Source organism: Amycolatopsis thermalba (assembly GCF_023376025.1).
GTDB classification, from domain to species: Bacteria; Actinomycetota; Actinomycetes; order Mycobacteriales; family Pseudonocardiaceae; genus Amycolatopsis_E; species Amycolatopsis_E thermalba.
The window spans coordinates 3,146,898-3,172,223 of record NZ_CP091196.1 but is presented as its reverse complement, the minus strand read 5'-3'; the positions used below and the strand labels follow the sequence as shown (position 1 = coordinate 3,172,223).

Sequence of the window (25,326 nt, the reverse complement as noted above, 5' to 3'; positions counted from 1 at the left end):
GGGGAACGCAGTGACCACGCTGGCCGGCCGTCCGCCGCGTCCCGGGCAGCAGCCCGACGCCCCGCCGCCGGGGCGGCCGGAGCTGCACCGGCCGACGCAGCGCGTCGTGGAGCCGCCGCCGCAGTGGCGGGGCTCGGTCCTCGCGCCGATCGCCGCCGGCCTGGCCACCCTGTGCGCCTCCACCTCGCTGACCGGCGTCGTGGGCGAGGCCGGCTGGCTCGGGTACGTCACGGTGGCCGTCGTGCTCGTCGCCGCCACCGGGCTCGCGCTGCGGACCATCCGCACGCCGACCGCCGTGGTCGGGCTGGCCCAGCTCGTCGTGCTGTTGCTGCTGATCACCGGCGTGTTCACCGGCAGCGGCATCCTCGGCGTGATCCCCGGCCCGGCCGCGTTCAGCGAGATCAACGGTGTCCTCACCGCGGCGTTCGAGCAGATCCGCACGGGCCTGCCGCCGGTCGAGGCGACCCCGCCGATCCTGTGCCTGGTGACCATCGCGATCGGCCTGGTCGCGGTGCTCGTGGACACCCTCGCGGTCGCCGCGTCCGCGCCCGCCGCCACCGGCCTGGTGCTGCTGTGCGTCTACGCGGTGCCCGCCTCGCTGGCCGACGACATGCTCCCGTGGTGGACGTTCCTGCTCGGCGCGGCGGCCTTCGCGGGCCTGCTCGCCGTCGACGGCAACCACCGGCACCGCCGCTGGCGCAACCGCGACTCCGGCCTCGGCAATGCGCCGGCCGCCGCGTCCGCACCGGTGGCCGTGGTCGCGGTCGCCGTGGTCCTGGGACTGGTCGCGGGCACCGCGATCACCGCGGTCGGCACCGTCGGGCGCCTGCCCGGCAGCGGCCGCAGCGGCGCGGGCGCCGGGTCCGGCGGGCTGGGCGTCAACCCGTTCACCTCGCTGCGCGGCATGCTCGACCAGGGCAGCACGGTCGACCTCTTCCGCGTCCGCGGCCTGGGCAACGACAAGCGCCTGCTGCGCGCGTTCACGCTGGACACCTACCGGCCCAACCGCGGATGGAGCCTCCCGGACGGCCCGATGCCGGCCGGTTTCCCGGCCAACCAGCCGCTGCCGGCCGCGCCCGGTGACGACGGCTCCGGCGAGGCGCGCCAGATCCAGATCGAGCCGCTGAACTGGGTCGACGTGTGGATGCCGGTGTACGGGCAGCTGCGCGGCCTGCAGGGTGTGTCGCAGGGCTGGTACTACGACCCGACCAGCGGCGCGGTCTTCAGCGAGCGCAAGCAGCGCATCCCCGCCTACGTGGAGACCGCGTCCCTGGCCGAGCCGACGAAGGAGGAGCTGGAGTCGGCCAGCACGCGCGGCGGCGACATCCCGGCGAGCTACAGCCAGATCACCGGCGTCGACCCGCGCGTGGTCAGCCTCGCCCAGGACCTCGCGGCGGGCGCGGCCACCGACTTCGACCGGGCGAGCGCGATCTGGCGGTACTTCAGCGCCGAGAACGGGTTCACCTACGACACCGAGACGGCCGCCGCGACCGACAGCGACGCGCTGGCCGACTTCCTCCTCAACGGCAAGCGCGGCTTCTGCGAGCAGTTCGCCTCCGCGATGGCCGTGATGCTGCGGGTGCTGAACATCCCGTCGCGGGTGGCGGTCGGGTTCACCTCCGGCTACGCCGACGGCGACTCGCGCATGATCACCTCGCAGGACGCGCACGCGTGGGTCGAGGTGTACTTCCACGACCTGGGCTGGGTCAGCTTCGACCCGACCCCGCGCTCCGACGGCCGCGGCTATGTCCCGCCCTACCTGCAGTCCGGCGCCACCTCCAGCGGGTCCTCGGACTCGGAGGAGCAGGACGTGCCGAGCGTGTCCACCACGCGGGTCGCGCCCACCGGTGTCCCCGAGACGCAGGGCAGCGCCGCCAACCCGGGTGGCACGCAGGCCGCGCCGGCCGGTTCGGCGCCGGGCTGGACCGGGTGGACCGCGCTGGTGCTGGTGCTGATCGCGCTGGCCCTGACCGCGGGCGCGTTTTTCGCGATCCGCAAGTTCCGCGGGCGGACGGCGTCCTGGCTGCCGCTGGCCGCGGCCGGGGCGTGGCTGGTCGCCGTGGTGCTCACCGCGTGGCTGGTGCACTGGGTGCTGGCCCTGGTGCTGTTGCTGGTCGCGGTGGCCGGGATGGCCCCGGCGGTGCTGCGGGAGATCCAGCGGCGGCGGCGCCTCACCGCGATCACGGCGCGCCGTCCGGGCGCGGCGGACGCGGCGTGGGCGGAGCTGATGGACGAGTGCGCCGACCGCGGCATCCCGATCCCGCCGAGCGACACGGTGCGGGCGGCGGCGCAGAAGATGGCGGTGCAGCACAACCTGGACGACGCCGGGAAGACCGACCTGCGCACCGTGGTCACCGAGGTGGAGCGCTCGTGGTACTCCCCCAGCCAGTCCACGGACGCCGATCTCGCCACCGCGTTCGAGGGGCTGCGCCGGAGCCTGCAGCGCAACGCCCCGATGTCCTGGCGCGGGCGGCTGTTCCCGCGCTCGGTGTTCCGCAAGCGCTAACCGGCGTCGAACACGGCGCCGGCGCCCGGGGCCAGCACGTCCCCAGTCGCCAGCAGCGGGCGGCCGCCGAAGCCGGGCGCGTGGGGCGTGTCGCCGAAGTTCAGCGCCACCAGGGTGCGTTCGCGGCCCGCCACCCGCAGGTAGGCGAGCACGCCGGGCGGCGCGTCCAGGAACACCTGGCTGCCGTGACGCAGTGAGGGCCGGGCGCGCCGCAGCGCCAGCAGCGCGCGGTACAGCGACAGCATCGACGCCGGGTCCCGACGCTCGACGGCCACGTTGAGGTGCTCGGCCGTGTCCCCCACCGGCAGCCACGGATCACCGGTGGTGAACCCGGCGCCGGGGCCGGCCTCGGACGGCGGCGCCCACGGCATCGGCGTGCGCTGCGGGTCGCGGCCGTTGCGGTCGGTGCCGGTCCCGGGTGGCAACGCGGTGTCCGGCAGGCCCAGTTCCTCGCCCTGGTACAGGAACGGCGTCCCCGCAGGGTCAGCAGCAGCATCGCCGCCAGCCGCGCCCCGCCCGGGGACCAGCGGCTCGCGATCCGGGGCTCGTCGTGGTTGTTCAGGAACCACGCGGGCCACACGTCCGGCCCGGCCAGATCCAGGAACTCCTCCACGGTGCGCCGGATTCCCGTGGCGTCGCACGGCACCCGGGCGAACACGAAGTTGTGCGCCAGGTGCAGCTCGCCGGGCGCGAGGTAGGGCAGGATCCGGCGCTGGTCGAACTCCCAGACCTCCCCGATCACCGCCACGTCCGGGTAGCCGTCGGCGACCGCGCGCACCTCCCGCAGGTAGTCGTGCAGCGTCGGCCAGTCCTGGTGCCGCGACGGCTCGCCGGGCACGTTGTCGCGCAACGCCGGGTCCTTGCCGAGGCGGTTGATCGAGTCGAGCCGCACCCCGTCCACGCCCCGGTCCAGCCAGAACCGCAGCACGTCCAGCTGCGCGGCCCGCACCGCCGGATTGGCCCAGTCCAAGTCCGGTTGCTGCGGCAGGTGCGAGTGCAGGTACCACCGCCCCGCCCCGGGGTGCCACGTCCAGGCGGGGCTGCCCGGCGGGAACCCGGCGAGCCAGTTGTTCGGCGGCGCGGACCCGTCCCGCCACACGTAGAAGTCCGGGCGCGTGGTGAACCACGGGTGCCGGTCGCTGGTGTGGCCCAGCACGATGTCGAGGATCACCCGCAGGCCGTGCGCGTGCGCGGCGGCGATCAGGGCGTCGGCGTCCGCGCCGGTGCCGAAGACCGGGTCGACGGCGGTGTGGTCGCTGATGTCGTAGCCGAAGTCGAGCATCGGCGACCGGAAGAACGGTGAGATCCACAGGGCGTCCACGCCGAGCCACCGCAGGTACGGCAGTCGTTCGAGGATGCCCGGCAGGTCACCGACGCCGTCGCCGTCGCTGTCGGCGAAGCTGCGCGGGTAGACCTGGTAGATCACGGCGTCCTGCCACCACGGCCTCATGGCGTGCCCCGGAACGCGGCGGACCGCCGGACGATCAGCGTGGCGGCCAGCCCGCAGCCCGCCGCCAGCGCCACCGCGGCGGGCAGGGCGCCGTGGTCGAGGGCGGCGCCGCCGACCGCGGCGCCGGTGGCGATGCCGACCTGGAAGGCGACGATGTAGACCGCGGACGCCAGGTCCGGCTGGGCGGCCACCCGCAGGACCGCGGCCTGCAGCACCACGGCCATCCCGCCGGCCGGCACGGCCCACAGCACGACCGCGGCGCCCGCGACCACGCCGGAACCCGGGATCAGCAGCACGACCATGCACACCGCCAGGCCGCCGGTGACGACCAGGGCGGTGGCTCGCGGACGGCTGTCCACCCGCCGCCCGATCAGGACCAGGCCGAGCAGGCCGGCCGCGCCGTGCGCGAACAACAGGGCCGACGTCGCCGCCCCGGTGAGGTGGACCGAGTCGGCGATGATCGCGGTGATGTAGGTGAACGCGGCGAAGTGCCCGGTCACCACGACCAGCGTGGCGAGGTTGACCGGCAGCAGGGCCCGGCCGAGCGCGCCGCGGCGTGGCGCCGGCGGTCCGGCGGGGGTGGGCTCGACCGTCGCGCGGACCACCACCGCCGCCAGCGCGGCGGCGCCGGCCACCGCGAGGACCGTGGGCCGCCAGCCGATCGTCTCCCCGAGCCACGAGCTCAGCGGCAGCCCGAAGAGGAACGCCAGCGAGTTGCCGGCGAAGACGACCGCGGTGGCGCGGCCGGACCGGTCCGGTCCGAGCAGCCGGGCGGCCATCGGCGCGACCACCGACCAGAACACGCCGTGCCCGGCCGCCGCGACCAGCCGGGCGACCACCGCGACGGCGTACCCGGGTGCGAGCGCCAGCAGCAGGTTCGACACCGCGATGGCCGCGACCGTGACGAGCGCGGCCGTGCGGCGGTCCCAGCGGGCCGTCAGCGCGACCAGCGGCACCACCGAGACCGCGACCACGATCGCGTACCCGGTCATCAGCAGCCCGATGGCCGAGCCGGAGACGCCGAACCCGGCCGCGAACTGCGGCAGCAGGGCGACCGGCAGGTTCTCCGACGTCACGGACACGAAGCAGGCGGCGCTGAGCGCTCCGAGCGCGACACCCGTCCTCTGGATGCGCATTGTGTAACGATACACAGATAGGGTGGGGGCATGTCCAGCCCGGGATCGCCGCGCGTCACGATGGCCGAGGTGGCGCGCCGCAGCGGTGTCTCGCCGATGACGGTGTCGTACTGCTACAACCAGCCGGACCGGGTCGCGCCGGAGACGTTGCGCCGGGTCCGCGCGGTCGCCGCCGAGCTGGGCTACCGGGGGCCGGACCCGACCGCGCGGTCGCTGCGCCGCCGCCGCACCGGCACGATCGGGGTCGTGCTCGGCGAGCACCTCGCCTACGCCTTCGAGGACCCGCAGGCCCGGAGGTTCCTCACCGGGGTCGCCGAGGTCTGCCGGGAGCGCGGGACCGGGCTGAACCTGATTCCGACCACCGGGGAGGACACCGACGTCGAGCGGGTGACGTCGGCATCGGTGGACGGCTACATCGTGTGGACCACCGCCGACACCGATCCGGTGCTGCCCGTGGTGACCGGGCTGGGCAAGCCGGTCGCGGTGCACGGCGGCCCGGCCGTGCCCGGCGCCCGGGTGGTCACGATCGACAACCGGGCCTCGGCTCGCGAACTGGCGGCGCGCGTGTTCGCCGGTGCGGCCCGGCCGGCCGTGCTGAGCTTCCCGTTCGGGCGGGACCGCAGGGCGCGTCTGGAGACCGGGCCGGATCCGGAGAGCGTGGAGTTCCCGGTGACGCGCGAGCGGCTGCGCGGCATCGCCGGTCACTGCCGGGACGCGGGCTTCGACGCCGGGGCGATGCCGGTGGCCGTGGTGGCGCGCAACGACCGGGCCGAAGCCGCACCCCTGGCCGACGCGCTGCTGGACACCGGGGCCGACGCGGTGGTGGCGATGAGCGATCAGCTCGCGTTCGCCGTCCTGGACGCCGCCCGCCGCCGGGGGCTGCGCGTGCCGGCGGACGTGGCGGTCGCCGGGTGGGACGACGATCCGGACGCGGAGCGGGAGGGGCTCACCACGGTTGCGCAGTCCCTGTGCGAGCAGGGCCGGAGCTGCGCGCTGATCGCCCTGGGGGCCGACGCCCCGGGTGAGGCCCCGTGGTCGGTGGTCGTCCGCACCAGCACCAGACAGTAAGCATAAGCTTGTTATTTTCGGGGTGCTGCGTTGGCTTGACTGGGTGTTTATTAAGCTTTAGCGTGGCACCTGTGAACGATGCTTGCTGGGAGACCGCGGGAGCCGTGCGGTGGGCCGTGTCCCGTCTGGCGCAGCGGCTGCGTGCCGAGACCGGGCGGACCGGGCTGACGCGGCTGGAGACGTCGGTGCTGGCGAACCTGCGGCACGGCGGCCCGCTGACGCCGACCGCGCTGGCGGACGTCGAGGGGCTGCAGCCGCAGTCGCTCACCCGGACGATCAACGCCCTCGACGAGGCCGGACTGGTCGAACGATCGCGCGACGACCGGGACCGCCGCCAGCAGACGATCAGGCTCACCGCCCAGGGGCGGGCCGCCCTGGACGACCACGTGCGCGACGGCAACGCCTGGCTGGCCGAGGCGCTGCGCACGGAGCTGACCCCCGCCGAACGCGACGTGCTGCGCATCGCGGCGGACCTGATGACACGCCTCGCGGGCGAGGGAAAGCCAGGGTCCTCCCTCCCCGGCGCGGCGGCGCCGCAATGACCCCAACGGACCACGGCGTACCGATCCCGTGCCCGCGAGAAGCCCGCCACCTACGCACCCGGCACCCCACGAGCACGGCTCGCCGCACACCACGACCCACCCGGCACCCCACCGAGCACCACAGCCCACCCGGCGCCCGCCGCACGCCACAGCTCACCCGGCGCCCCCCACACGCCACGCGCCACCGGCCACCCCACCGAGCACCACGGCCCACCCGGCGCTCGCCGCACGCCAGGGCCCACCCAGCACCCCACCGAACGCCACAGCCCACCCATCGCCCGCCACGCACCACGGCCCACCCGCCACACCACCCCGCCGGCCCAGCACCGCCGCGACGCCCGCCGCCGCCCGTCCACGAGCCTTCGCCACTCACCGCCCGAGAAGGACCAACCCACCTGGCGCCGCCACGATGACCACTCGCACCGTCCCCTCCGCCGTCATCGCCGTTCTCGCGTTGCTCACCGGGATCGCTCCGCTGGCCACCGACATGTACGTGCCGGGCCTGCCGGACCTCTCCCGCACCCTCGGCACCTCGCCGTCCGTCGCGCAGTTGTCCATGACCGCGTTCCTCGTGGGTGTCGTCGCCGGGCAGCTCGTCCTGGGCCCGGTCAGCGACGGCACCGGGCGGCGGCGCGTCCTGCTCGCCGGGTCCGCCCTGTTCGCCGTGTCCTCGCTGGCGTGCGCGCTCGCCCCGTCGATCGAGGTGTTCAACGCCGCCCGGCTGTGCCAGGGCATCACCGGCGCGGCGGGCATCGTCGTGTCGCGGGCCGTGATCACCGACCTGTTCGCGGGCGCCGCGGCCGCGCGGAAGTTCTCAGCGCTGGCCGCGATCACCTCGGCCGCCCCGGTCCTCGCGCCGGTGCTCGGCGGCGCGATCCTGAGCGTCGCGTCCTGGCGGGCCGTCTTCGCCGCCCTCGCCGTCGCCGGGGTGCTGCAGGTGGCCGGCGTCCTGCTGTGGGTGCCGGAATCCCTGCCGGCCGGACGACGAACACCCGCCCGGCCCGTGGCGGCCCTGCGCGCGATGGCCCGCCTGTGCCGCCGGCCCGCGCTCGCCGGTCGCGTCCTCAGCCTCTGCTTCGGCGGGGCGGCGATCTTCCTCTACCTCGCCGGATCCACGTTCGTCTTCGCCGACGTCGCCGGCGCCTCGCCCGGCCTCGTCAGCGTGGTCTACGGCGTCAACGCCCTCGGCTCGCTGGCGGGCAGCCTGCTGTGCGGCCGCCTCGTCACCCGCTTCGGGACCGGCGCGCTGCTGCGGGCGGGGATCACGACCGCCTGCGCCGCCTCCGCCGTGATGCTCACCCTGCTGGCCGTCACCGGCGCCCACCTCGCCGTGCTCTGGGCCGGCCTGTTCCTGGTCGTCACCGCGTTCGGGCTGTACTTCCCCGCCGTCACGGCCGCCGCGCAGGAGGCCGGCCGGGACGCGCCGGGCGCCACGTCCGCCCTGCTCGGCGGCGGGCAGTTCCTGCTCGGCGGGGCGGTCGCCCCCGCGGTGGGACTGTTCGGCACCGGCAGCGCCGTGCCACTGGCGGCCCTGCTGACCGGTTGCCTGCTGCTCGCCACGGCGGCCGCGTTCCGCTGACCGCGCATGCGAAAGTGCCTACGCCGCAGTGGGCGTAGGCACTTCGCGGAGAAGAACTACTGCTCTTCGAAGCGCTGGCGGAAACGCTCTTCCATCCGCTGCGTGAACGAACTCTTCGCCTTGACGGGCTTGCCACCGCCGCTGGACTTGCCGTCGCCCCCGCCACGGCCGGAGAACAGCGCGAGCATCGCGCCCGCGAACATCACGACGAAACCGAACACGCTCATCAACGGCACGTCGGCGACCCACAGGGCCCGCACCATCACACCCAGTACGAGCAGGGCGACACCGACGACGAACAGCGCGATCCCCTGGATTCGGCGGCGGCGGGCGGGCCGGCGGAACCGGGCACCGCGCACCGTAGACGCGAACTTGGGGTCCTCGGCATAGAGCTCGCGCTCGATCTGGTCGAGCAGCCGCTGCTCATGCTCGGAGAGTGGCATCTTTCCTCCTCCGGCACAGCTGTCGCGGGCGCCGGGCCGCGCAACGTCCTGGACCCAACAGACACCCCTAGTGGTGTCACTCTCCAGGATACGAGTCCTTCGCGATCAGGACTACCCGATCCCACTCCAACCTGTGCCCCGTTTGGCTCAAATCTCCCCGCCGTCCTGGGCGCTGGTGTCTTGCTGGGGGTGTCGCCGCCCCTTGTGTCAACGTTTCACCGGCCTCAGGGTTCCCCCCGAGACGGGTCGGGGCCGGACACGATCAGTGACGCCGGCCGGACCGCCGCGGCGCCGAACTTCGACCGCGCCACGTCCGCCGCCACCTCCGCGTCGCGCCACCGCGGCGCGGGCTGGTCGAAGCTCAGCTGCTCCGGCTCGGCCTCCCCGGTCAGCCCCTCCACGCGCACCCCGAGGAGGCGGACGTCGGCCCCGGCGACCGCCTCCGCGAGCAGCGCCACGGCCGTCGAGTGGATCACCCGCGCCACGTCGGTGGCCGCGGGCAGGGTCCGCGACCGGCTGATCGTGCGGAAGTCGGCGAACCGCACCTTGATCGACACCGTGCGCCCGCGCAGCCCCCGGCGCCGCAGGCTCTCCGCGACGCGCTCGGACAACCGCAGCAGCTCGCGCTCGAGCACCCGCGGTTCACGCTGGTCGGTGTCGAAGGTGTGCTCGGCGCCCAGCGACTTCTCCGGCGAATCGACCACCACGCCGCGCTCGTCCCGGCCGTGCGCCAGCGCGTGCAGGTGCTCGGCCGCGGCGTTGCCGACCGCCTTGCGCAACCGCGGCAGCGGCGCCGCCGCGATGTCGGCGATAGTGGACAGCCCGAGCCGGTGCAGGTTCTCCTCGGTCTTCTTCCCCACGCCCCACAGCGCGGACAGCGGCAGCGGGTGCAGGAACTCCAGGATCCGCCCGGCGGGCACCACGACCACCCCGTCCGGTTTCGCCATGCCCGAGGCCAGCTTCGCCACGAACTTCACCGGCGCCACTCCGACCGAGCAGGTGATGCCGTGCTCGGCCCGGACCCGGCGGCGGATCAGCTCCGCAATGCCCGCCGGCGTCTCCCCCAGCCGCCGCAGCGCGCCGCTGACGTCCAGGAACGCCTCGTCCAGGCTCAACGGCTCCACGAGCGGCGTCAGCTCGCGGAAGATCGCCATCACGCCCTTCGACACCTCGCCGTAGAGCCCGTGCGTCGGCGGCAGGAACACCCCGTGCGGGCACAGCCGGCGCGCCACCGCGACCGGCATCGCCGCCCGCACGCCGTACTCGCGCGCCGGGTAGTTCGCCGACGTCACCACCGAGCGCGGGCCGGCGCCCGCGACGATCACCGGCTTGTCCACCAGCTCCGGCCGCGTGCGCAGCTCCACGGCCGCGAAGAACGCGTCCATGTCGACGTGCAGCAGACCGCAGCCGGTGTCGTCCGGTGTGTGCCCCGCGCTCACCCGGAACCGCTCGTACCCGGCCGGCAGGGCCGCATTCCTACCCATCGCGGACGAGCCTACGCAGGGGGTCCGACAGTTTTCGTCAGAGGCGGGCGAGCACGTGCAGGCGGCTGGCGAGGTCGCGCAGCGGCGGGATCGCGCCCGCGGCGGCCTCGAAGTCGGCGAGGTCGTCGGCGGTGTACTGCTCCGACTCGACCTCGCCCAGCACGTCCGAGACGACCCCGTCGCCCTGGATCAGCTCCACCCGCAGCCCCGCACCGGCCAGCAGGCCGCGCAGGCCGTCGGCGTCGAAGCGGCGCAGCAGCGTCTCCCCGTCGTCCGCGAGCACCCCGTCGGAGCTGGTCAGCAAGGCGTGGGCCTCCCGCACCCGGCCGCCCAGCGCGCGGTGCAACGCGGCCGCGTGCCGGTTGGCGACCAGCACCGACACCGCGCCGCCCGGCGCCACGATCCCGGCCAGCGCCCCGGCCACCGCGGCCGGGTCGTCGACCACCTCGAGCAGGCCGTGCGCCAGCACCAGATCGGCCGAACCGGCCGGGATCCGCGCGGCGAGCGCGTCGGTGTCGTCGGCCACGACCGTGATCGCCCCGCCGACGCCGGCCTCCTCGGCGCGCCGCCGCAGGGTCGCCAGCGCGTTCGGGCTCGGCTCGACCACCGTCACCCGGCAGCCCTCGGCGGCCAGCGGCACCGCCCACACCCCGCTGCCGCCGCCGACGTCGACGACGGCGGGCTCCGCCGTGCCTCGTTCCCGCGCCCGGTCGAGCTCGGCCCGCAGTGCCCGCCAGACCGTGCCGGAGCCGCGTGCTGTCCCGGTGTCCGTTCGCATGGCGGACAGCGTAGTGAGCCCGGTCCGGGCGCTCGCCGTGGCACTCCGGCTACGCTCGACCCCGTGCACACGGTCGCCGTACTGAGCCTCAAGGGTGGTGTCGGCAAAACCACGGTCGCGCTCGGCATCGCTTCGGCTGCGCTCCGTAGGGGGGCGCGCACGCTGGTGGCCGATCTGGACCCGCAGGGCAACGCCACCGCCACCCTCGATCCGCCCTACACCGACGCCACGCTGGCCGACGTGCTCGCCACCCCGGCCCGCGACGTCCTGCGGCAGGCGGTCGCGCCGAGCGCGTGGAGCCCCGAGGTCGACGTGCTGGTCGGGGCGGAGGAGCTGGAGCTGCTCAACGAGCCGGGCCCGGACGACGACCAGGTCGGCAATCTCTCCCTGGCGCTGGACGAGCTGCACGAGCGCCCGCTGCGCGGCCGCCCGTACGAGCTGGCGATCCTGGACTGCCCGCCCTCGCTCGGGCGGCTGACGAAGTCGGCCCTGGTGGCCGCCGACAGCGCGATCCTGGTGACCGAGCCGACGATGTACGCGGTCAGCGGCGCCCAGCGCGCGCTGGAGGCGATCGAGCGGATCCGCGACGAGCACAACCCCGGCCTCAAGCCGGCCGGGGTGCTGGTGAACCGGCTGCGGCCGCGCTCGCACGAGCACCAGTTCCGCATCGCCGAGCTGCGCGAGTCCTTCGGCGGCCTGGTGATGCCGACCGCGATCCCGGACCGGCTCGCGGTGCAGCAGGCGCAGGGCGCGTGCAGCCCGATCCACGAGTGGCACTCCCCCGGCGCCCAGGAGGTCGCGCTGACCTTCAACATGGTGCTCGCCAAGATCCTGCGCTCCAACCGCGCCGGACGGCACCGCATCGACCGGGAGGCCGCCGAGACCCCGGCCGAGAGCACCGGCCCGGTCCCCCGGATCGCGGACGATGCCCGAAGGTGACACCGTCTTCCTGGCCGGCCGGAAGGTCGAGAAGGCGCTCGCCGGCCGGGTGCTGACACGCACCGACTTCCGGCACCCCGCGCTGGCCACGACCGACCTGACCGGCGCCACGGTGCTCGGTGTGCGGACGGTGGGCAAGCACCTGTTCTTCCGCTTCTCGCCGGACCTGAGCCTGCACAGCCACCTCAAGATGGACGGCTCGTGGGAGATCACCCGGCCCGGCTCCCGCTGGCGGCACCCGGCGCACCACGCGCGCGTCGTGCTCGAGGCCGGGGGCGTGCAGGTCGTCGGCTTCCGCGTGCACGACCTGGAACTGCTGCCCACCGCGGAGGAGTCCCGCCTGGTCGGCCACCTCGGGCCGGACCTGCTCGATCCACAGTGGAGCGACGAGCACGAGGCGCGCGCGGTGGCGGCACTGGAGCGCGAGCCCGGCCGGGAACTCGGGCTCGCGCTGCTCGACCAGCGCGTGATGGCGGGCGTGGGCAACCTCTACAAGTGCGAGATCTGCTTCCTGCTCGGTGTCACGCCGTGGACCCCGGTCTCCGAAGTGGACGGTCGTCAGGTGGTGCGGCTGGCGCGGAAGCTGTTGCTGGCCAACGCCTGGCGGCACGAGCAGAGCACCACCGGCGACCTCGCCCGCGGCCGCCGGAACTGGGTGTACGAACGAACCAGGCAGGGCTGCTTCCGGTGCGGCAGCCGGCTCCGGGTCGAGAACCAGGGCCGGGACCCCGGCGACGTCCAGGCGCGCCCCACCTGGTTCTGCCCGCGCTGCCAGCACGGGCCCGCGCCTCAGCCGCGCAGCAGCTCGTTGAAGAACGTGCGGTAGCGCCGCAGCGCCAGCCGCAGGTCCTCGGTGGCGGCCTCACCGCGCTGCCACTGGGCCTCCAGCTCGTGCTTGTGGTCGGCGAAGGTCGACGCGAGCGCCTGCATCACCTCGGCCACCAGCTGGTCGGCGTCCCGCAGTGTCGCTTGTGGATCGTCGACGAACGAGGTCTGCACGTCGCGCCAGCGGTCCCGGAACTCGCTGACCTGCTCCGGGCGGAACAGCTCGACCCGTTCCTCGCCCTCGGCCGGCGGGGCCTGCCCGGGCACGGACTCCTCGGGCACGCCCTGGGTCGCCGCGGCTTCGGCGGGCATGGTGCGACCGGCGGGCTGTTCGGTCATCGGCCGCGCGGGCTGCTCGTCCCGGCGGGGTGCGACGAGGTCGTCGGTGGACGGGCCGTCGGCGGTGCGGTCCTCAGCGCGCATGGTGCCGGCCTCCCTCCTGCTCCGGCCGGACGTCGGCGTCGCCGAGCAGGTCCTCGAACACCTGCCGGTAGTGGACCATCGCCTTACGCAGGTCCTCGGTGGACGCCTCGGTCTTCTGGTGGCCCTCGGTGATCTCGTGCGCGCGCCGGTAGTGCTCCAGCGTGTTCGCGTGCTCGACCGACAGGTCCCGGTGCTGCTGCTCGTACCCCTCGGTCGGGTAGCCGCGCTCGCCCATCAGCGAAGTGAGCAGGCGGTCGGCCTCCAGGATGGCCGCGCCGGGCCGGTCGACGAACTGCTGCTGCACCAGCGACCACTCCTGGCGGTAGCGCTGGCGGGCCGTATCCGGCAGCGGCCGGATGTCCAGCTCGCTGTGCCGCTTCTCCCGCTCGGCCAGATCGCGTTCGGCGGCCCGTTTGCTCTTGCCGCCCTCGACGGCCCGGTCGTACTCGGGCCCGAACCGCTCCCGCAGGCGCTTGCGCCGCATCCCGGCGCGGACCAGCAGGGCTGCCCCGGCTATCACCACCAGGGCGACGACGACGATCAGAATGACCACGGACGTGGACATCGCACACTCTCCCGTTGCTGCGAACCAGCCCCCCGGTCACCCGATCGGGTACACCTGCGCAAGGAGGTCGAAACCCGGCGCCCCGGCGTGGATCGATCCAGCAGACGGCGCGGAAGTTCCCGGCGGCGCCCGGTCCGGCGGGTGAGAACGGCCACGCCGGACGGCCCGGAAATGCAGTTGCCGCAGGGGCACCGGCGCGCCTAGCGTTGCTGGTACACGGGAAAGGAGGTGGTCCGAAGTTGTGTAGCAACGGGACTCGTGAGGTGGCTGTCCGCTAGCGGATGCCACACCCTGGACTGCTGGTGAATACCAGACAGCCACCGCCCCCCGGCGTTTCCGAGCACTGGTCCGGCTCGGGCCCGAACGGCTGACGACGGTCGGGAGTCGCGCCGGGGGTTCCCCCCCCCAATCCCCTAATCCGGCGGAAAATCCCCGGAGATCGTCCGGGGCGCGCTATTCTTCGCCGGTGCTGCAGCCCGCGTACCCGATGAAGACCGCACGGCTGATCCTCCGCCCATTCACCAAGGCGGACCTGAACGCGCTGCACTCCTTCCAGTCCCGGCCGGACGTCACGCGGTACCTCTACTGGGAACCGCGCACGCGGGCCGAGACCGCCGCCGTCCTCGAGGACAAGATCGCCCGCTCGACGCTGACCGAGCCCGGCGAGTACCTCGCCATCGCCGTCGAGCTGATCGACACCGGTGAGCTGATCGGCGACCTCACCCTGTGGTGGACCAGCCGCGACCACGCGAGCGGCGAGATCGGGGTGGTGTTCCACCCCCGGCACCACGGCAAGGGCTACGCCGCCGAGGCGGCCGGTGAGCTGTTCCGGCTGGGCTTCGACGAGCTGGGCCTGCACCGCATCTACGGCCGCTGCGACAGCCGCAACGTGGCCTCGGCGTCCCTGATGGAGGGACTGGGCATGCGGCGCGAGGCGCACCTGCGGGAGAACGAGCTGGTCAAGGGCGAATGGACCGACGAGCTCGTCTACGCCATGCTGTCGTCGGAGTGGAAACGGCGCTGAGCGAAGATGGGACCGTGCTCTTCGACAGGCTGATCCGTCCCACGCTCTACCGGCTCAACGACAACGACCCCGAGAAGGTGCACGAACGCACCCTGGGCGTCCTGGCGCGGCTGTCCGACGTCCCGCCCGCGCTGGCCGCGCTGCGGCGCCGGTTCGCCGTCTCCGACCCGGTGACGCTGTTCGGGCTGCGGTTCGCCAACCGGGTCGGCCTCGCCGCCGGGATGGACAAGGACGGGCGCGCGCTGGCCGCGTGGCCCGCGCTCGGGTTCGGCTTCGTCGAGGTGGGCACCGTCACGCGGCTGGCGCAGCCGGGCAACCCGAAGCCGCGGCTGTTCACGCTGCCGCACAGCGACGCGGTGATCAACCGCATGGGGTTCAACAACTCCGGCGCGGCCGCGCTCGCCCAGCGGCTGGCCGCCAAGGGGAAGCCGGGCATCCCGCTGGGCGTGTCGATCGGCAAGTCCAAGGTGACCCCGCTGGCGGAGGCGGTCGCCGACTACCAGGAGTCGCTGCGGGCGCTGTACCCGTGGGCGGACTACTTCGCGATCAACGTCAGCTCGCCCAACACGCCGGGGCTGCGGGCGCTGCAGGACCGGGAGGCGCTGGCCGAGCTGCTCGCCGAGCTGGGCCGGACCGGTGAGGAGCTGGCCGCGGAGGCCGGGAAGCCGGCGACGCCGCTGCTGGTCAAGGTGGCGCCCGACCTGACCGACGACGCGCTCGCCGAGCTGCTCGAGGTGTGCGACGAGCAGGGGGTCTCCGGGATCATCGCGACCAACACGACGCTGGGCCGGGACGGCCTGACCGCCGATGAGGCCGCGGTGGGCGCGGAGACCGGCGGGCTGTCCGGGCGGCCGCTGACCGAGCGGGCGCGGGAGGTGGTGCGGTTCGTGCACCGGCACACCGAGGGCACGGTGCCGATCATCGGCGTGGGCGGAATCTCCACCGGCGACGACGCCCGCCGGATGCTCGACGCGGGGGCGAGCCTGATCCAGCTCTACACCGGATTCGCCCTGCACGGACCCGGCTTGGTGCGCAACATCAACCGCGCCCTGGCCGGTGCACGCCGGGACGAGGAAGGCGGTTCCCGGACGGCCTGACTGGGACCGTCCACAGTGCCCACCGCCGCGCACGCCTCCGCGCGGGAGGCGCCCGCCGGTGGGCACCTCGCCCCGGCGAGCGCGGAACTCACGCCACCGAATGCGGAACTCACCGCTCTGAACGTGGGACTCGCGCCACCAAGCGCGGAACACAGCGCTTGAACGCGGAGCGCGCGGCAAGTGCAAGAGTCACGCCCGCCGACGGACCCTCACACCGCGCACGCGGAACTCACCGCCGCAACGCGGAACTCACCGGCCCGAGCGTGGAACTCGCGTTACCGAGCCGTGGAACTCGCCGGGCCGAACGTGGAACTCGCCGGGCCGAGCGTGGAACTCACCGCCCTGAACGTGGAACTCGCCGGGCCGAGTGTGGGACTCGCCGGGCCGAACGTGGGACTCGCCGCCCTGAACGTGGGACTCGCGCCACCGGACGTGGGACTCGCTGGCCCCAGTGTGGGGCTCGCTGGCCCCAGTGTGGGGCTCGCCGGGCCGGGTGTGGGGCTCGCGGCTGCCTGTGTGGCGGCTCGCGGGTCAGGACAGTTCGCGCAGGGCCAGTGCGAGTCCGGCCAGGCGGTCGGTCGCGTCGGTCAGGAACAGGCGTGAATCGGCCAGGCCGTGGCTGCTCGCGGCGACCGCGCGGCCCGCCGCGGCCACCAGGGCGCCGAAGCTCTCCACCCCGTCGTCCAGCTGCTCGCGCAGCGTCGCGATCGCCGAGTCCAGCGCGGCCCGCTCGCCGGCCGGGGCCGCGTCACGCGCTCGCTCGATGGACTGGATCCGCAGGGCCAGCGCCCGCAGCGCGGCGGCGGCCTCCGCGGCCGTCGACCGCGCGTCGGCCACCGAGTACTCCGGCACCGGCGCCGTGCCCAGCGCCGAGGGCTCCGACAGCTGCCGCAGCAGGTCGGCCAGCGTCGACTCGCACTCGGCGAGCCGTTGCATCGGGGCACGCGCCGCGGACCCGGACGGCGGCAGCGGCGGCGGGGTCGTGCTGACCGGCAGCACGATCCGGTTCAGCTGCCGCAGCCGCAGCGCCGAGCGCACCGACAAGGTCGTGAACACGACCGCCCCGAAGATCCCCGGCACCGCCTCGGCCAGCCCGCCGGCCCCGGCGAGCCCGAGCCAGCCGACCACGGCGTACAGCACGAACAGCACCGCCGCCATGATCCACAGCGTCAGCGCCCGCGACGTCCGCTGCTTGCGCCGCGCCAGCTTCGCCTCGGGCGAGTTCCACGCGACCCACTTCGCGCGGGCCTCGTTGAGCACCGGCATCGCCTGCGAGACGACCTTCGGCCGCGTCACCGCACCGGACGAGCCCTGCTCGGGCATGTACCGCTGCAGCTTCCGCTGAGCGCGCTGCGCGTAGTCGGGCAGGCGCTCGATGTGCTTTTCCAGCTTCGCCTGGAACTGCGAGAAGTCCCGCCTGCCCGACGCCATCGCCTACCCGCTCAGGCCTGGTTCTTCTGCTGCTCGGCCTGGACGCGCGACTCGATCTCGCGCTGGATGTCCGCCGCCGGGGGCGCCGCCTTCTCACCGGAGCCGGACGTCACCTGCGCCACCGAGTCGCCCCGCATGGACGCCCGGATCTGCTCCAGCCGCGAGCTGCCCGCCATCTGCGTGGTGGCCTGCTGCACCTCGAGCATGCGGCCCTGCACCGAGTTCTGCGCCAGCTCGGCCTGGCCCAGCGCGGTGGTGTACCGCTTCTCGATCTTGTCCCGCACCTCTTCCAGCGACGGGGTGTTGCCCGGCGCGGCGAGCTGCGACATCTGGTTGAGCGAGGCCGACACCTGCTCCTGCATCTTGGCCTGCTCCAGCTGCGAGAGCAGCTTGGTGCGCTCGGCCAGCTTCTGCTGCAGCATCGCCGAGTTGCGCTCGACGGCCTGCTTCGCCTGCGCGGCGGCCTGCAGGGCCTGGTCGTGCAGCGTCTTGAGGTCCTCGATGCTCTGCTCGGCCGTGACCAGCTGGGTGGCGAACGACTCCGCGGCCACCTCGTACTGCTGGGCCTTCTGCTCGTCCCCCTTGCCCCGCGCCTCGTCCGCCAGCACCAGCGCCTGGCGCGCCGACGCCTGCAGCTTCTCGACCTCGGCGAGCTGGCGGTTGAGCTTCATCTCCAGCTGCCGCTGGTTACCGATCACCGCGGCGGCCTGCTGGGAGAGCGCCTGGTGGTTGCGCTGCGCCTCCTCGATGGCCTGCTGGATCTGCACCTTCGGGTCGGCGTGCTCGTCGATCTTCGACGAGAACGACGCCATGAGGTACTTCCAGAACTTCACGAAAGGGTTGGCCATCTCCTCCGCCTGCCTTCTAGATCCCTGCCTGGGTGTCGCCGATGGTCGCCCGGCGCCACTCTCCCCTGTCTTGAGCAACGCCGCGACCCCGGAGTGGGTTCCATCGTGTCAGGTCGCGCCCGTGTGTTCCAGGCGACCCCGGGGGATTTCCGGGACTACCCTGACCGGCCTTCCCCGGGCCGGACGCACGAAGGCCACCGCCGGGGCGCGGAACGCCCGGACGGTGGCCTTCGTGCGGTTCGTCCGCTCAGCTGGCGATCAGGCGGCGACCATCTTCGGCGCGCGGATGGTGGTGCGCAGCGACGGCCCGACCCGCTGACCGGAAACCCGCAGGTCCGGCAGGTCGTTGCCGATCATGCCGTCGATGAGGCGGCCACCTTCGAGCCGGCCGGTCGCGGTGGGCGACTCGCCCGTCTTGCGCGCGCGGCCCTCGCCCTCGGCGGTCTCGGCCATCGTCGGCACGTCCACGCTCTCCAGCGCCGAGATGTCGGCGGCGACGTTGCTCAGCAGCTCGGCGAGCGGCAGCTCGAGCGCCTGGCAGATGGACGCCAGCAGCTCACTGGACGCCTCCTTCTGCCCGCGCTCCACCTCGGACAGGTAGCCGAGGCTGACCTTGGCGGCGCGGGAGATGTCGCGCAGCGTGCGACGCTTGTTGGTGCGGGCATGCCGGAGCCGGTCGCCGATCGCCTCGCGCAGGAGCACGGTCATCGCGCGCCTCCCTTCCTGATACCGACCACGTTACCCAGTTCGAGCGCCTCCTCGCAGCGATTGACACGGGGATACGCCCAGGGCGAACGCCCCGATCACGTGAGATGTTCCCCCAGCAGGTCCAGCGCGGCCGTCACCGAGGCCCGCCGCACGGCCGCGCGGTCGCCCTCGAACCAGTGCGTCCGCACGTCCCGGCCACCCGGCCCGGCCAGGCCGATGTGCACGGTGCCGGGGGCGACGCCGTCCTGCGGGTCCGGCCCGGCCACCCCGGTCAGGCCCAGCCCCCAGTCGGCCCCGCAGCGGTCCCGCGCGCCCTCCGCGAGCTGCGCGGCGACCTCCGGGTGCACCGCGCCGTGCGCGGCCAGCAGCGCCGGATCCACGCCCGCGAGCTTCGCCTTGAGGTCGGTGGCGTAGACCACGAGCCCGCCGCGCACCACCGCGCTGGACCCGGGCACCTCGGTCAGGCTCGCGGTGACCAGGCCGGCCGTCAGCGACTCCGCCGCGGCCACCGTCTGCCGCAGGCGCAGCAACGCGGCCACCACCGGGCGCGCCGAGGTCATGCCCGGGCCGCCGCGCGCAGCCGCACCGCGCGCACCACGTAGTCCGCGCCGGTGACGACGGTGAGCAGCACCGCCAGGCCCATCAGCGCCCACTGGACCGGCAGCGCGCCGTCCGGCAGCGGCAGCAGGTAGGTCACGATCGCCAGGATCTGGGTCATCGTCTTGGCCTTGCCGCCGCGGCTGGCCGGGATGACGCCGTGCCGGATGACCCAGAACCGCAGCAGGGTCACGCCGATCTCGCGGACCGCGATCACGATGGTCACCCACCAGGGCAGCTCGCCGAGCAGGCTCAGGCCCACCAGCGCGGCGCCGATCAGCGCCTTGTCCGCGATCGGGTCGGCGATCTTGCCGAAGTCGGTGATCAGGCCGTAGCGGCGCGCGACCCAGCCGTCCACCTGGTCGGTCAGCGACGCGATCGCGAACAGCACGGTCGCGCCGATCCGCCAGCCGGTGTCCTCGCCGCCGCCGGCGAACAGCGCCAGCACGAACAGCGGGACCAGCACGAGCCGGGACAGCGTGAGCAGGTTCGCGACGTTGAGCGTCGGCACCGGGGTCGGCTCGGGCTCGCGACGCGGCGGGCGGGCCTCCCCGCCAGCCTGGGCCGACTCCTCCGCCGCGGCGCTCATCTGCCGGCGTCCGGCTCGACGAGCAGGTCGACGCCCTCGGAGCCGACGACCCGGCAGCGGACCATCTGGCCGACCGCGAGCCCCTCGCCGTCGAGCACGACGCACGCGCCGTCGACCTCCGGAGCCTGGTGCGCGGCGCGGCCGGACACCTCCTCGGCGTCGGCCTCCTCGACCAGCACGTCGACGATCTCGCCGACGCGGTCCTCGGCGCGCTGCGCGGTCAGTTCCTCGACCAGCGCGGACACCCGCACGACGCGCTCGGCGACCACCTCGGGATCGATCTTGCCGTCGTAGGTCTCGGCCTCGGTGCCGTCCTCGTCGGAGTAGCCGAACACGCCGACCGCGTCCAGGCCGGCCTCGGTGAGGAAGTGCTCCAGCTCGGCGACGTCGTCCTCGGTCTCCCCGGGGAAGCCGACGATCACGTTGCTGCGGATGCCCGCCTCCGGCGCGTACTCGCGGATCTGCTCGATCAGCGCGAGGAACGACTTGGTGGAGCCGAACCGGCGCATCCGGCGCAGCACGGTCTCGCTGGAGTGCTGGAAGGACATGTCGAAGTAGGGCGCCACGCCCGGGGTGGTCGCGATCGCGCGGACCAGGTCCGGGCGCGTCTCGGCCGGCTGCAGGTAGGACACCCGCACCCGCTCGATGCCCTCGATGCCGGCCAGCTTCGGCAGCAGCAGCTCCAGGGCGCGGGTGCCGCCCAGGGCGCGGCCGAGGTCCTTGCCGTACGAGGTGGAGTTCTCGCTGACCAGGAACAGCTCCTTGACGCCCTGGCCGGCCAGCCACGCGGCCTCGGCGAGGATCTCGTCCGGGTGGCGGGAGACGAACGAGCCGCGGAACGACGGGATCGCGCAGAACGAGCAGCGGCGGTCGCAGCCCGAGGCGATCTTCAGCGCCGCCACCGGCGAGTCGGACAGCCGGCTGCGCAGCACGCGGGGCCCCCAGCCGTGGCCGGGGATCGACACGTCCTCGGTGGCCGCGGCGCGCTCGACCGGGGTGATCGGGAGCAGCTTGCGGCGGTCGGCCGGAGTGTGCGAGGCGATGGTGCGCCCGGCGGCGACGTCGTCCAGGCGGGCGGCGAGGTCGTGGTAGTGGTCGAAGCCGAGGACCGCATGAGCCTCCGGCAGGCTCTCGGCCAGCTCGGCGCCGTAGCGCTCGGCCATGCAGCCGACCGCGACGACCTTCGCGCCGGTGTCCGCGGCGGCCAGCAGCGTGTCCACCGAGTCCTTCTTCGCCGACTCCACGAAGCCGCAGGTGTTGACGACGATGACGTCGCTGCCCTCGGGTTCGTCGGCCAGCTCCCAGCCCCCTTCGGCGAGCCGGCCGGCCAGCTCCTCGGAGTCCACCTCGTTGCGGGCGCAGCCCAGGGTCAGCAGGGAGACACGACGGCCGGAGGACTCGGTGGCGGCAGAAGACACGACACTCAGGGTAGCTGGCGCGCGCGGGCGTGGCCGAACCCACCGCGACAGGCCCGCCCGCGCCCCGATACGGTCGATCGGTGCACGGTGATCCTTCCAGTTCCGTCGAGATCCGGCGGGCCCGGATCTCGGATGTCCGCAAGATCAAGGCGTTGGTGGACGCGGACGCGGGGCGCGTGCTCCTGGAGAAGTCGCTCGTCACGCTGTACGAGGACATGCAGGAGTTCTGGGTCGCGGACATCGGCGGCGAGAACGGTGACATCGTCGGCTGCGGCGCGCTGCACGTGCTGTGGGAGGACCTGGCCGAGATCCGCACGGTCGCGGTCGACAAGCGGATGCGCGGGCAGGGGATCGGGCACCGGCTGGTCGCGCAGCTGATCACGCTGGCGCGGGAACTGGGGCTGCGTCGGATCTTCGTGCTCACCTTCGAGACGAGCTTCTTCGCGCGGCACGGGTTCACCGAGATCGACGGCACGCCGGTGCCGAGCTCGGTGTACGAAGAGATGCGCCGCTCGGTGGACCCGGGTGTGGCCGAGTTCCTCGAACTCCCCTACGCGAAGCCGAACACGCTCGGCAACACACGCATGCTCCTGGAGCTGTAGCGCGGGACTCGCGCGCCCGAATGCAGAACTCGCCCACGTGAGCGTGGGACTCGCGCGAGTTCTGCGCCCCCGCCCGCGAGTCCCACCCTCCTGCTCGCGAGTCCCACCCTCCTGCTCGCGAGTCCCACCCTCCTGCTCGCGAGTTCCACGCTCGTGAGCGCGAGTTCTGCCTCCTTGTCGGCGGGCGCTGCGCCCGCCGGGTGAAGTTCGCCCGGTATCCACCTTTCGGGGCTGGTGGCCGTCACCGGGCGGCCGGAAGCTGATCATGGCCGTCCCTTGATCAGCGAGGAGCCCCGATGCGCGTCGCCGCCCGCCGTCTGCTGTCCACGGCCGCACTGGCCACCGCCCTGGTCGCCGGAACCGGCACCGCGCAGGCCGCCGACATCGGGGCGGTGACCGACAAGTACCTGTTCGGCACGTCGCTGAGCCGGTTCGAGGAGATCCGCGCGGACCGGCCGTACGCGGCGAAGCTGGACTGGTCGTCGGACACCTGCTCGTGGTCGCCGGACAAGCCGCTCGGGTTCGACTTCTCCCCCGCCTGCCACCGCCACGACTTCGGGTACCGCAACTACAAGCGGCAGGACCGGTTCACCAGCGCCAACCGGAAGAAGATCGACGACAACTTCTACGCCGACCTGAAGGTCATCTGCCACGGCGACTGGCGCTGCAACGGCACGGCCTGGACCTACTACCAGGCCGTCCGGAAGTTCGGCGGCTCCTAGTCCGCGTCGCCGTCGTCGGGCGCCGAGCCGCCGCGGATGAGCATCAGCGTGCCTTCCAGGTCCTCGGGCTTGACGAGCACGTCGCGCGCCTTCGAGCCCTCCGACGGGCCCACCACGCCGCGCGTCTCCAGCAGGTCCATCAGCCGCCCGGCCTTGGCGAACCCCACCCGCAGCTTGCGCTGCAGCATCGACGTCGACCCGAACTGCGAGGTGATGATCAGCTCCGCCGCCTGCAGCAGGACGTCCAGGTCGTCGCCGATGTCCGGGTCGATCTCCTTCTTCTCACCGGCCTTCGCGGCGGTGACGCCCTCCTGGTACTCCGGCTGCGCCTGCTCCTTGGTGAAGTTGACGATCGCGGAAATCTCGTCGTCGCCGACGTAGGCGCCCTGGATGCGGACCGGCTTGCCCGCGCCCATCGGCAGGTACAGGCCGTCGCCCATGCCGATCAGCTTCTCCGCGCCCGGCTGGTCCAGGATGACCCGCGAGTCGGTCAGCGACGACGTCGCGAACGCCAGCCGCGACGGCACGTTCGTCTTGATCAGGCCGGTCACCACGTCCACCGACGGCCGCTGCGTGGCCAGCACCAGGTGGATCCCGGCGGCGCGGGCCTTCTGTGTGATCCGCACGATCGCGTCCTCGACGTCGCGTGGCGCGGTCATCATCAGGTCGGCCAGCTCGTCGACGATCGCCATGATGTACGGGTACGGGCGGTAGACGCGCTCGCTGCCCGGCGGCGCCGTGATCTCCCCCGAGGAGACCTTGCGGTTGAAGTCGTCGATGTGACGCACCCGGTTGGCCTGCATGTCCTGGTAGCGCTGCTCCATCTCCTCCACCAGCCAGGCCAGCGCCGCGGCGGCCTTCTTCGGCTGGGTGATGATGGGCGTGATCAGGTGCGGGATGCCCTCGTACGGCGTCAGCTCGACCATCTTCGGGTCGATCAGGATCATCCGGACCTCGTCCGGCGTGGCCCGGGACAGCAGCGACACCAGCATCGAGTTGACGAAGCTCGACTTACCGGAACCGGTGGAACCGGCGACCAGCAGGTGCGGCATCTTCGTCAGGTTCGCGGTGACGAAGTGGCCCTCGATGTCCTTGCCCAGCCCGATGACCATCGGGTGGTTGTCCTTGGCCGCCGTCGAGGAGCGCAGCACGTCACCGAGGCGCACCATCTCGCGGTCGGAGTTGGGCACCTCGATGCCGACCGCCGACTTGCCGGGGATCGGCGCGAGCAGGCGGACGTTGTCGGTGGCCACCGCGTAGGCGATGTTCTTGGTCAGCGCGGTGATCTTCTCGACCTTCACGCCCGGACCCAGCTCGACCTCGTAGCGGGTCACCGTCGGGCCGCGGGTGAAGCCGGTGACCTGCGCGTCGACGTTGAACTGCTCCAGCACGCCGGTGATCGCCTCGATCATGGCGTCGTTGGCCTTGCTGCGGGTCTTCGGCGCGTCGCCCAGCTGCAGCAGATCGGCGGGCGGCAGCTCGTAGTCGCCCTCGACGGTGCGGGTGACCGACATGACCGGCTCGGGCTTCTTGGGCTTCTTCTCCGGCACCTCGGCCGGCACCGGCTTCGGCGGCCGCGCCGGGGTGGGCGCCTCGGCCAGCGCGGACTCGATGTCCAGCTGGTCCGGATCGGCGCCGGTCGCCTGGCGGCGGCGGGAGGGCTTGCGCAGCCGGACGGCCTTCGGGTCGGCGTCGGTGACCTCGTCGCGCTTCTCGGCGCGCGCCTCGCGCTGCGCCTCCTCCTCGGCCAGCTCCTCGGGGTCCAGGCCCCAGGTGCGGACCAGGTGCGGGATGTCGCGGATGCGGGTGCCGGTGAACACGAGCAGGCCGAACGCCAGCGCGAGGAACAGCAGCGGCACCGCGACCCACGCCGTCAGCCCCTGGGCGAGCAGGTCGCCGGAGAGGAAGCCGAGGACACCACCGGCGTAGCGCTGGTTCTCGGTGTCGTGCGGGCGGCCGTTGAACAGGTGCAGCAGGCCCAGCAGCGCGAACACGCCCAGCACGGTGCCGATGACCATGCGCGGGCGGATCTCCGGTTGCGGCTCGCTGCGCATCAGCGTCACGGCGGTGACCACGAGCACGAGCGGCAGGGTGACCGCGCCGGCGCCGAAGATCGTGCGGGTGCCCAGCTCGACGTAGCCGCCGACCGGTCCGGCCGCGCGCCACCACACCCCGGCGGCGATGATCACGGCCAGGGCGATGAACCCCAGCGCGAGCCCGTCGCGGCGGTGCTCCGGCTCCAGCTCGCGGCCGCGGCCGACGGTGCGCACCAGGCTGCCCAGCCCCTTGGCCAGCAGGTTCCAGCCACCGCGGACGGCCTTGCTGAACGTGCCGGCCTTCTTCTTCGGTGCGGGCTTGCGGGCGCGCGAGGCCGCGGGCCGCGACTTGGCCGCGCCGCGCGTCGTCCTGCGCGCGGTGCCGCCCTTGCCGCCGGTCCGTTTCGTGCCGCTGCTCCTCGTCGCCGCCCCGCTCGCCATGTCCTCTACGGTAACCGCCTGGCCCCAGCAACCCCAGGTGCCACACTCGGCACAGCGCGAACTTCCCCGTCACCG

At 73.4% G+C, this 25,326-nt stretch carries 23 protein-coding genes and 1 pseudogene; 10 read left to right on the top strand and 14 right to left on the bottom strand.

The genetic code is table 11. From position 1 onward, the window contains the following. Positions 1 to 10 precede the first annotated feature (10 nt). Complete coding sequence (locus L1857_RS15335; protein ID WP_116115299.1) at positions 11 to 2,506, top strand: transglutaminase TgpA family protein; 2,496 nt, start codon at positions 11 to 13, stop codon at positions 2,504 to 2,506. 242 nt (positions 2,507 to 2,748) lie between these two features. Here the strand turns inward: L1857_RS15335 and L1857_RS15325 are convergent. Together L1857_RS15325 and L1857_RS15320 are read right to left on the bottom strand one after the other, a co-directional pair. After that, positions 2,749 to 3,956, bottom strand: a pseudogene (locus L1857_RS15325) (alpha-amylase family glycosyl hydrolase); the annotation flags it as partial. Further along, on the bottom strand, positions 3,953 to 5,092 hold the full coding sequence (locus tag L1857_RS15320) for an MFS transporter (RefSeq protein WP_116115303.1): 1,140 nt from the start codon (positions 5,090 to 5,092) through the stop codon (positions 3,953 to 3,955). The pseudogene L1857_RS15325 and the gene L1857_RS15320, both read right to left, overlap by 4 nt. A gap of 30 nt (positions 5,093 to 5,122) precedes the next feature. Here L1857_RS15320 and L1857_RS15315 point away from each other — a divergent pair, with 30 nt between their 5' ends. The 3 genes from L1857_RS15315 (at position 5,123) to L1857_RS15305 (ending at position 8,281) form a co-directional block, all read left to right on the top strand. Next, positions 5,123 to 6,160, top strand: a complete 1,038-nt coding sequence (locus tag L1857_RS15315) for a LacI family DNA-binding transcriptional regulator (protein WP_233157300.1) — start codon at positions 5,123 to 5,125, stop codon at positions 6,158 to 6,160. A 71-nt stretch (positions 6,161 to 6,231) separates the two neighbouring features. Beyond that, positions 6,232 to 6,702 carry a MarR family winged helix-turn-helix transcriptional regulator gene (locus tag L1857_RS15310; RefSeq protein WP_233157299.1) on the top strand — a complete coding sequence of 157 codons (471 nt, stop codon included), beginning with the start codon at positions 6,232 to 6,234 and terminating at the stop codon, positions 6,700 to 6,702. 409 nt (positions 6,703 to 7,111) lie between these two features. Further along, positions 7,112 to 8,281: a multidrug effflux MFS transporter gene (locus L1857_RS15305; RefSeq protein ID WP_116115206.1), complete on the top strand. Its 1,170-nt coding sequence runs from the start codon at positions 7,112 to 7,114 to the stop codon at positions 8,279 to 8,281. Between the two features lie 56 nt (positions 8,282 to 8,337). On the opposite strand, the gene L1857_RS15300 is transcribed toward L1857_RS15305, so the two are convergent. The 3 genes from L1857_RS15300 to L1857_RS15290 form a co-directional block, all read right to left on the bottom strand. Next, entirely contained in the window at positions 8,338 to 8,724 is a 387-nt protein-coding gene (locus L1857_RS15300; protein WP_116115208.1) for a DUF3040 domain-containing protein, read from the bottom strand. 224 nt (positions 8,725 to 8,948) lie between these two features. Further along, positions 8,949 to 10,208 (bottom strand): DNA polymerase IV, encoded by a 1,260-nt coding sequence (gene dinB, locus L1857_RS15295; RefSeq protein ID WP_249465396.1) that lies wholly within the window; start codon positions 10,206 to 10,208, stop codon positions 8,949 to 8,951. Positions 10,209 to 10,245: 37 nt separating this feature from the next. After that, positions 10,246 to 10,986 (bottom strand): class I SAM-dependent methyltransferase, encoded by a 741-nt coding sequence (locus L1857_RS15290; protein ID WP_094005908.1) that lies wholly within the window; start codon positions 10,984 to 10,986, stop codon positions 10,246 to 10,248. A 63-nt stretch (positions 10,987 to 11,049) separates the two neighbouring features. Between L1857_RS15290 and L1857_RS15285 the strand changes: the two genes are divergently transcribed. Continuing rightward, the gene (locus L1857_RS15285; RefSeq protein WP_116115209.1) at positions 11,050 to 11,925 is read left to right on the top strand and encodes a ParA family protein; all 876 of its coding nucleotides are present in this window, start codon (positions 11,050 to 11,052) and stop codon (positions 11,923 to 11,925) included. Then, complete coding sequence (locus L1857_RS15280; protein WP_249465392.1) at positions 11,912 to 12,751, top strand: DNA-formamidopyrimidine glycosylase family protein; 840 nt, start codon at positions 11,912 to 11,914, stop codon at positions 12,749 to 12,751. The genes L1857_RS15285 and L1857_RS15280 overlap by 14 nt, the downstream gene beginning before the upstream one ends. On the opposite strand, the gene L1857_RS15275 is transcribed toward L1857_RS15280, so the two are convergent. Next, the gene (locus L1857_RS15275; protein ID WP_205413435.1) at positions 12,715 to 13,173 is read right to left on the bottom strand and encodes a hypothetical protein; all 459 of its coding nucleotides are present in this window, start codon (positions 13,171 to 13,173) and stop codon (positions 12,715 to 12,717) included. The two genes, L1857_RS15280 and L1857_RS15275, sit on opposite strands and share 37 nt — an antisense overlap. Then, entirely contained in the window at positions 13,163 to 13,738 is a 576-nt protein-coding gene (locus L1857_RS15270) for a hypothetical protein (RefSeq protein ID WP_094005905.1), read from the bottom strand. The genes L1857_RS15275 and L1857_RS15270 overlap by 11 nt, the downstream gene beginning before the upstream one ends. A 466-nt stretch (positions 13,739 to 14,204) precedes the next feature. Between L1857_RS15270 and L1857_RS15265 the strand changes: the two genes are divergently transcribed. Beyond that, the gene (locus L1857_RS15265) at positions 14,205 to 14,762 is read left to right on the top strand and encodes a GNAT family N-acetyltransferase (protein WP_094005904.1); all 558 of its coding nucleotides are present in this window, start codon (positions 14,205 to 14,207) and stop codon (positions 14,760 to 14,762) included. Positions 14,763 to 14,776: 14 nt separating this feature from the next. Continuing rightward, positions 14,777 to 15,859, top strand: a complete 1,083-nt coding sequence (locus tag L1857_RS15260; RefSeq protein WP_205413436.1) for a quinone-dependent dihydroorotate dehydrogenase — start codon at positions 14,777 to 14,779, stop codon at positions 15,857 to 15,859. A 531-nt stretch (positions 15,860 to 16,390) separates the two neighbouring features. Here L1857_RS15260 and pspM read toward each other — a convergent pair. The 6 genes from pspM to rimO form a co-directional block, all read right to left on the bottom strand. Continuing rightward, positions 16,391 to 17,290, bottom strand: coding sequence for a phage shock envelope stress response protein PspM (gene pspM / locus L1857_RS15255; protein WP_094005890.1), 900 nt, complete (start codon positions 17,288 to 17,290; stop codon positions 16,391 to 16,393). Positions 17,291 to 17,301: 11 nt separating this feature from the next. Continuing rightward, positions 17,302 to 18,138: a PspA/IM30 family protein gene (locus L1857_RS15250; protein ID WP_094005889.1), complete on the bottom strand. Its 837-nt coding sequence runs from the start codon at positions 18,136 to 18,138 to the stop codon at positions 17,302 to 17,304. 258 nt (positions 18,139 to 18,396) lie between these two features. Then, the gene (locus L1857_RS15245) at positions 18,397 to 18,846 is read right to left on the bottom strand and encodes a helix-turn-helix domain-containing protein (RefSeq protein ID WP_116115217.1); all 450 of its coding nucleotides are present in this window, start codon (positions 18,844 to 18,846) and stop codon (positions 18,397 to 18,399) included. A 95-nt stretch (positions 18,847 to 18,941) separates the two neighbouring features. Next, complete coding sequence (locus L1857_RS15240) at positions 18,942 to 19,406, bottom strand: CinA family protein (RefSeq protein ID WP_094005887.1); 465 nt, start codon at positions 19,404 to 19,406, stop codon at positions 18,942 to 18,944. Continuing rightward, positions 19,403 to 20,032 (bottom strand): CDP-diacylglycerol--glycerol-3-phosphate 3-phosphatidyltransferase, encoded by a 630-nt coding sequence (gene pgsA / locus L1857_RS15235; protein ID WP_094005886.1) that lies wholly within the window; start codon positions 20,030 to 20,032, stop codon positions 19,403 to 19,405. The genes L1857_RS15240 and pgsA overlap by 4 nt, the downstream gene beginning before the upstream one ends. Further along, complete coding sequence (gene rimO, locus L1857_RS15230) at positions 20,029 to 21,450, bottom strand: 30S ribosomal protein S12 methylthiotransferase RimO (RefSeq protein WP_249465389.1); 1,422 nt, start codon at positions 21,448 to 21,450, stop codon at positions 20,029 to 20,031. The genes pgsA and rimO overlap by 4 nt, the downstream gene beginning before the upstream one ends. Before the next feature lie 80 nt (positions 21,451 to 21,530). On the opposite strand from rimO, the gene L1857_RS15225 reads away from it, so the two are divergent. After that, a complete protein-coding gene (locus L1857_RS15225; protein WP_094005884.1) occupies positions 21,531 to 22,052 on the top strand; it encodes an amino-acid N-acetyltransferase in 522 nt (173 codons plus the stop codon). 296 nt (positions 22,053 to 22,348) lie between these two features. Next, complete coding sequence (locus L1857_RS15220; protein WP_116115006.1) at positions 22,349 to 22,774, top strand: phospholipase; 426 nt, start codon at positions 22,349 to 22,351, stop codon at positions 22,772 to 22,774. Here L1857_RS15220 and L1857_RS15215 read toward each other — a convergent pair. Further along, a complete protein-coding gene (locus L1857_RS15215) occupies positions 22,771 to 25,251 on the bottom strand; it encodes an FtsK/SpoIIIE family DNA translocase (protein WP_249465387.1) in 2,481 nt (826 codons plus the stop codon). The genes L1857_RS15220 and L1857_RS15215 overlap by 4 nt on opposite strands. Positions 25,252 to 25,326: the final 75 nt, after the last annotated feature.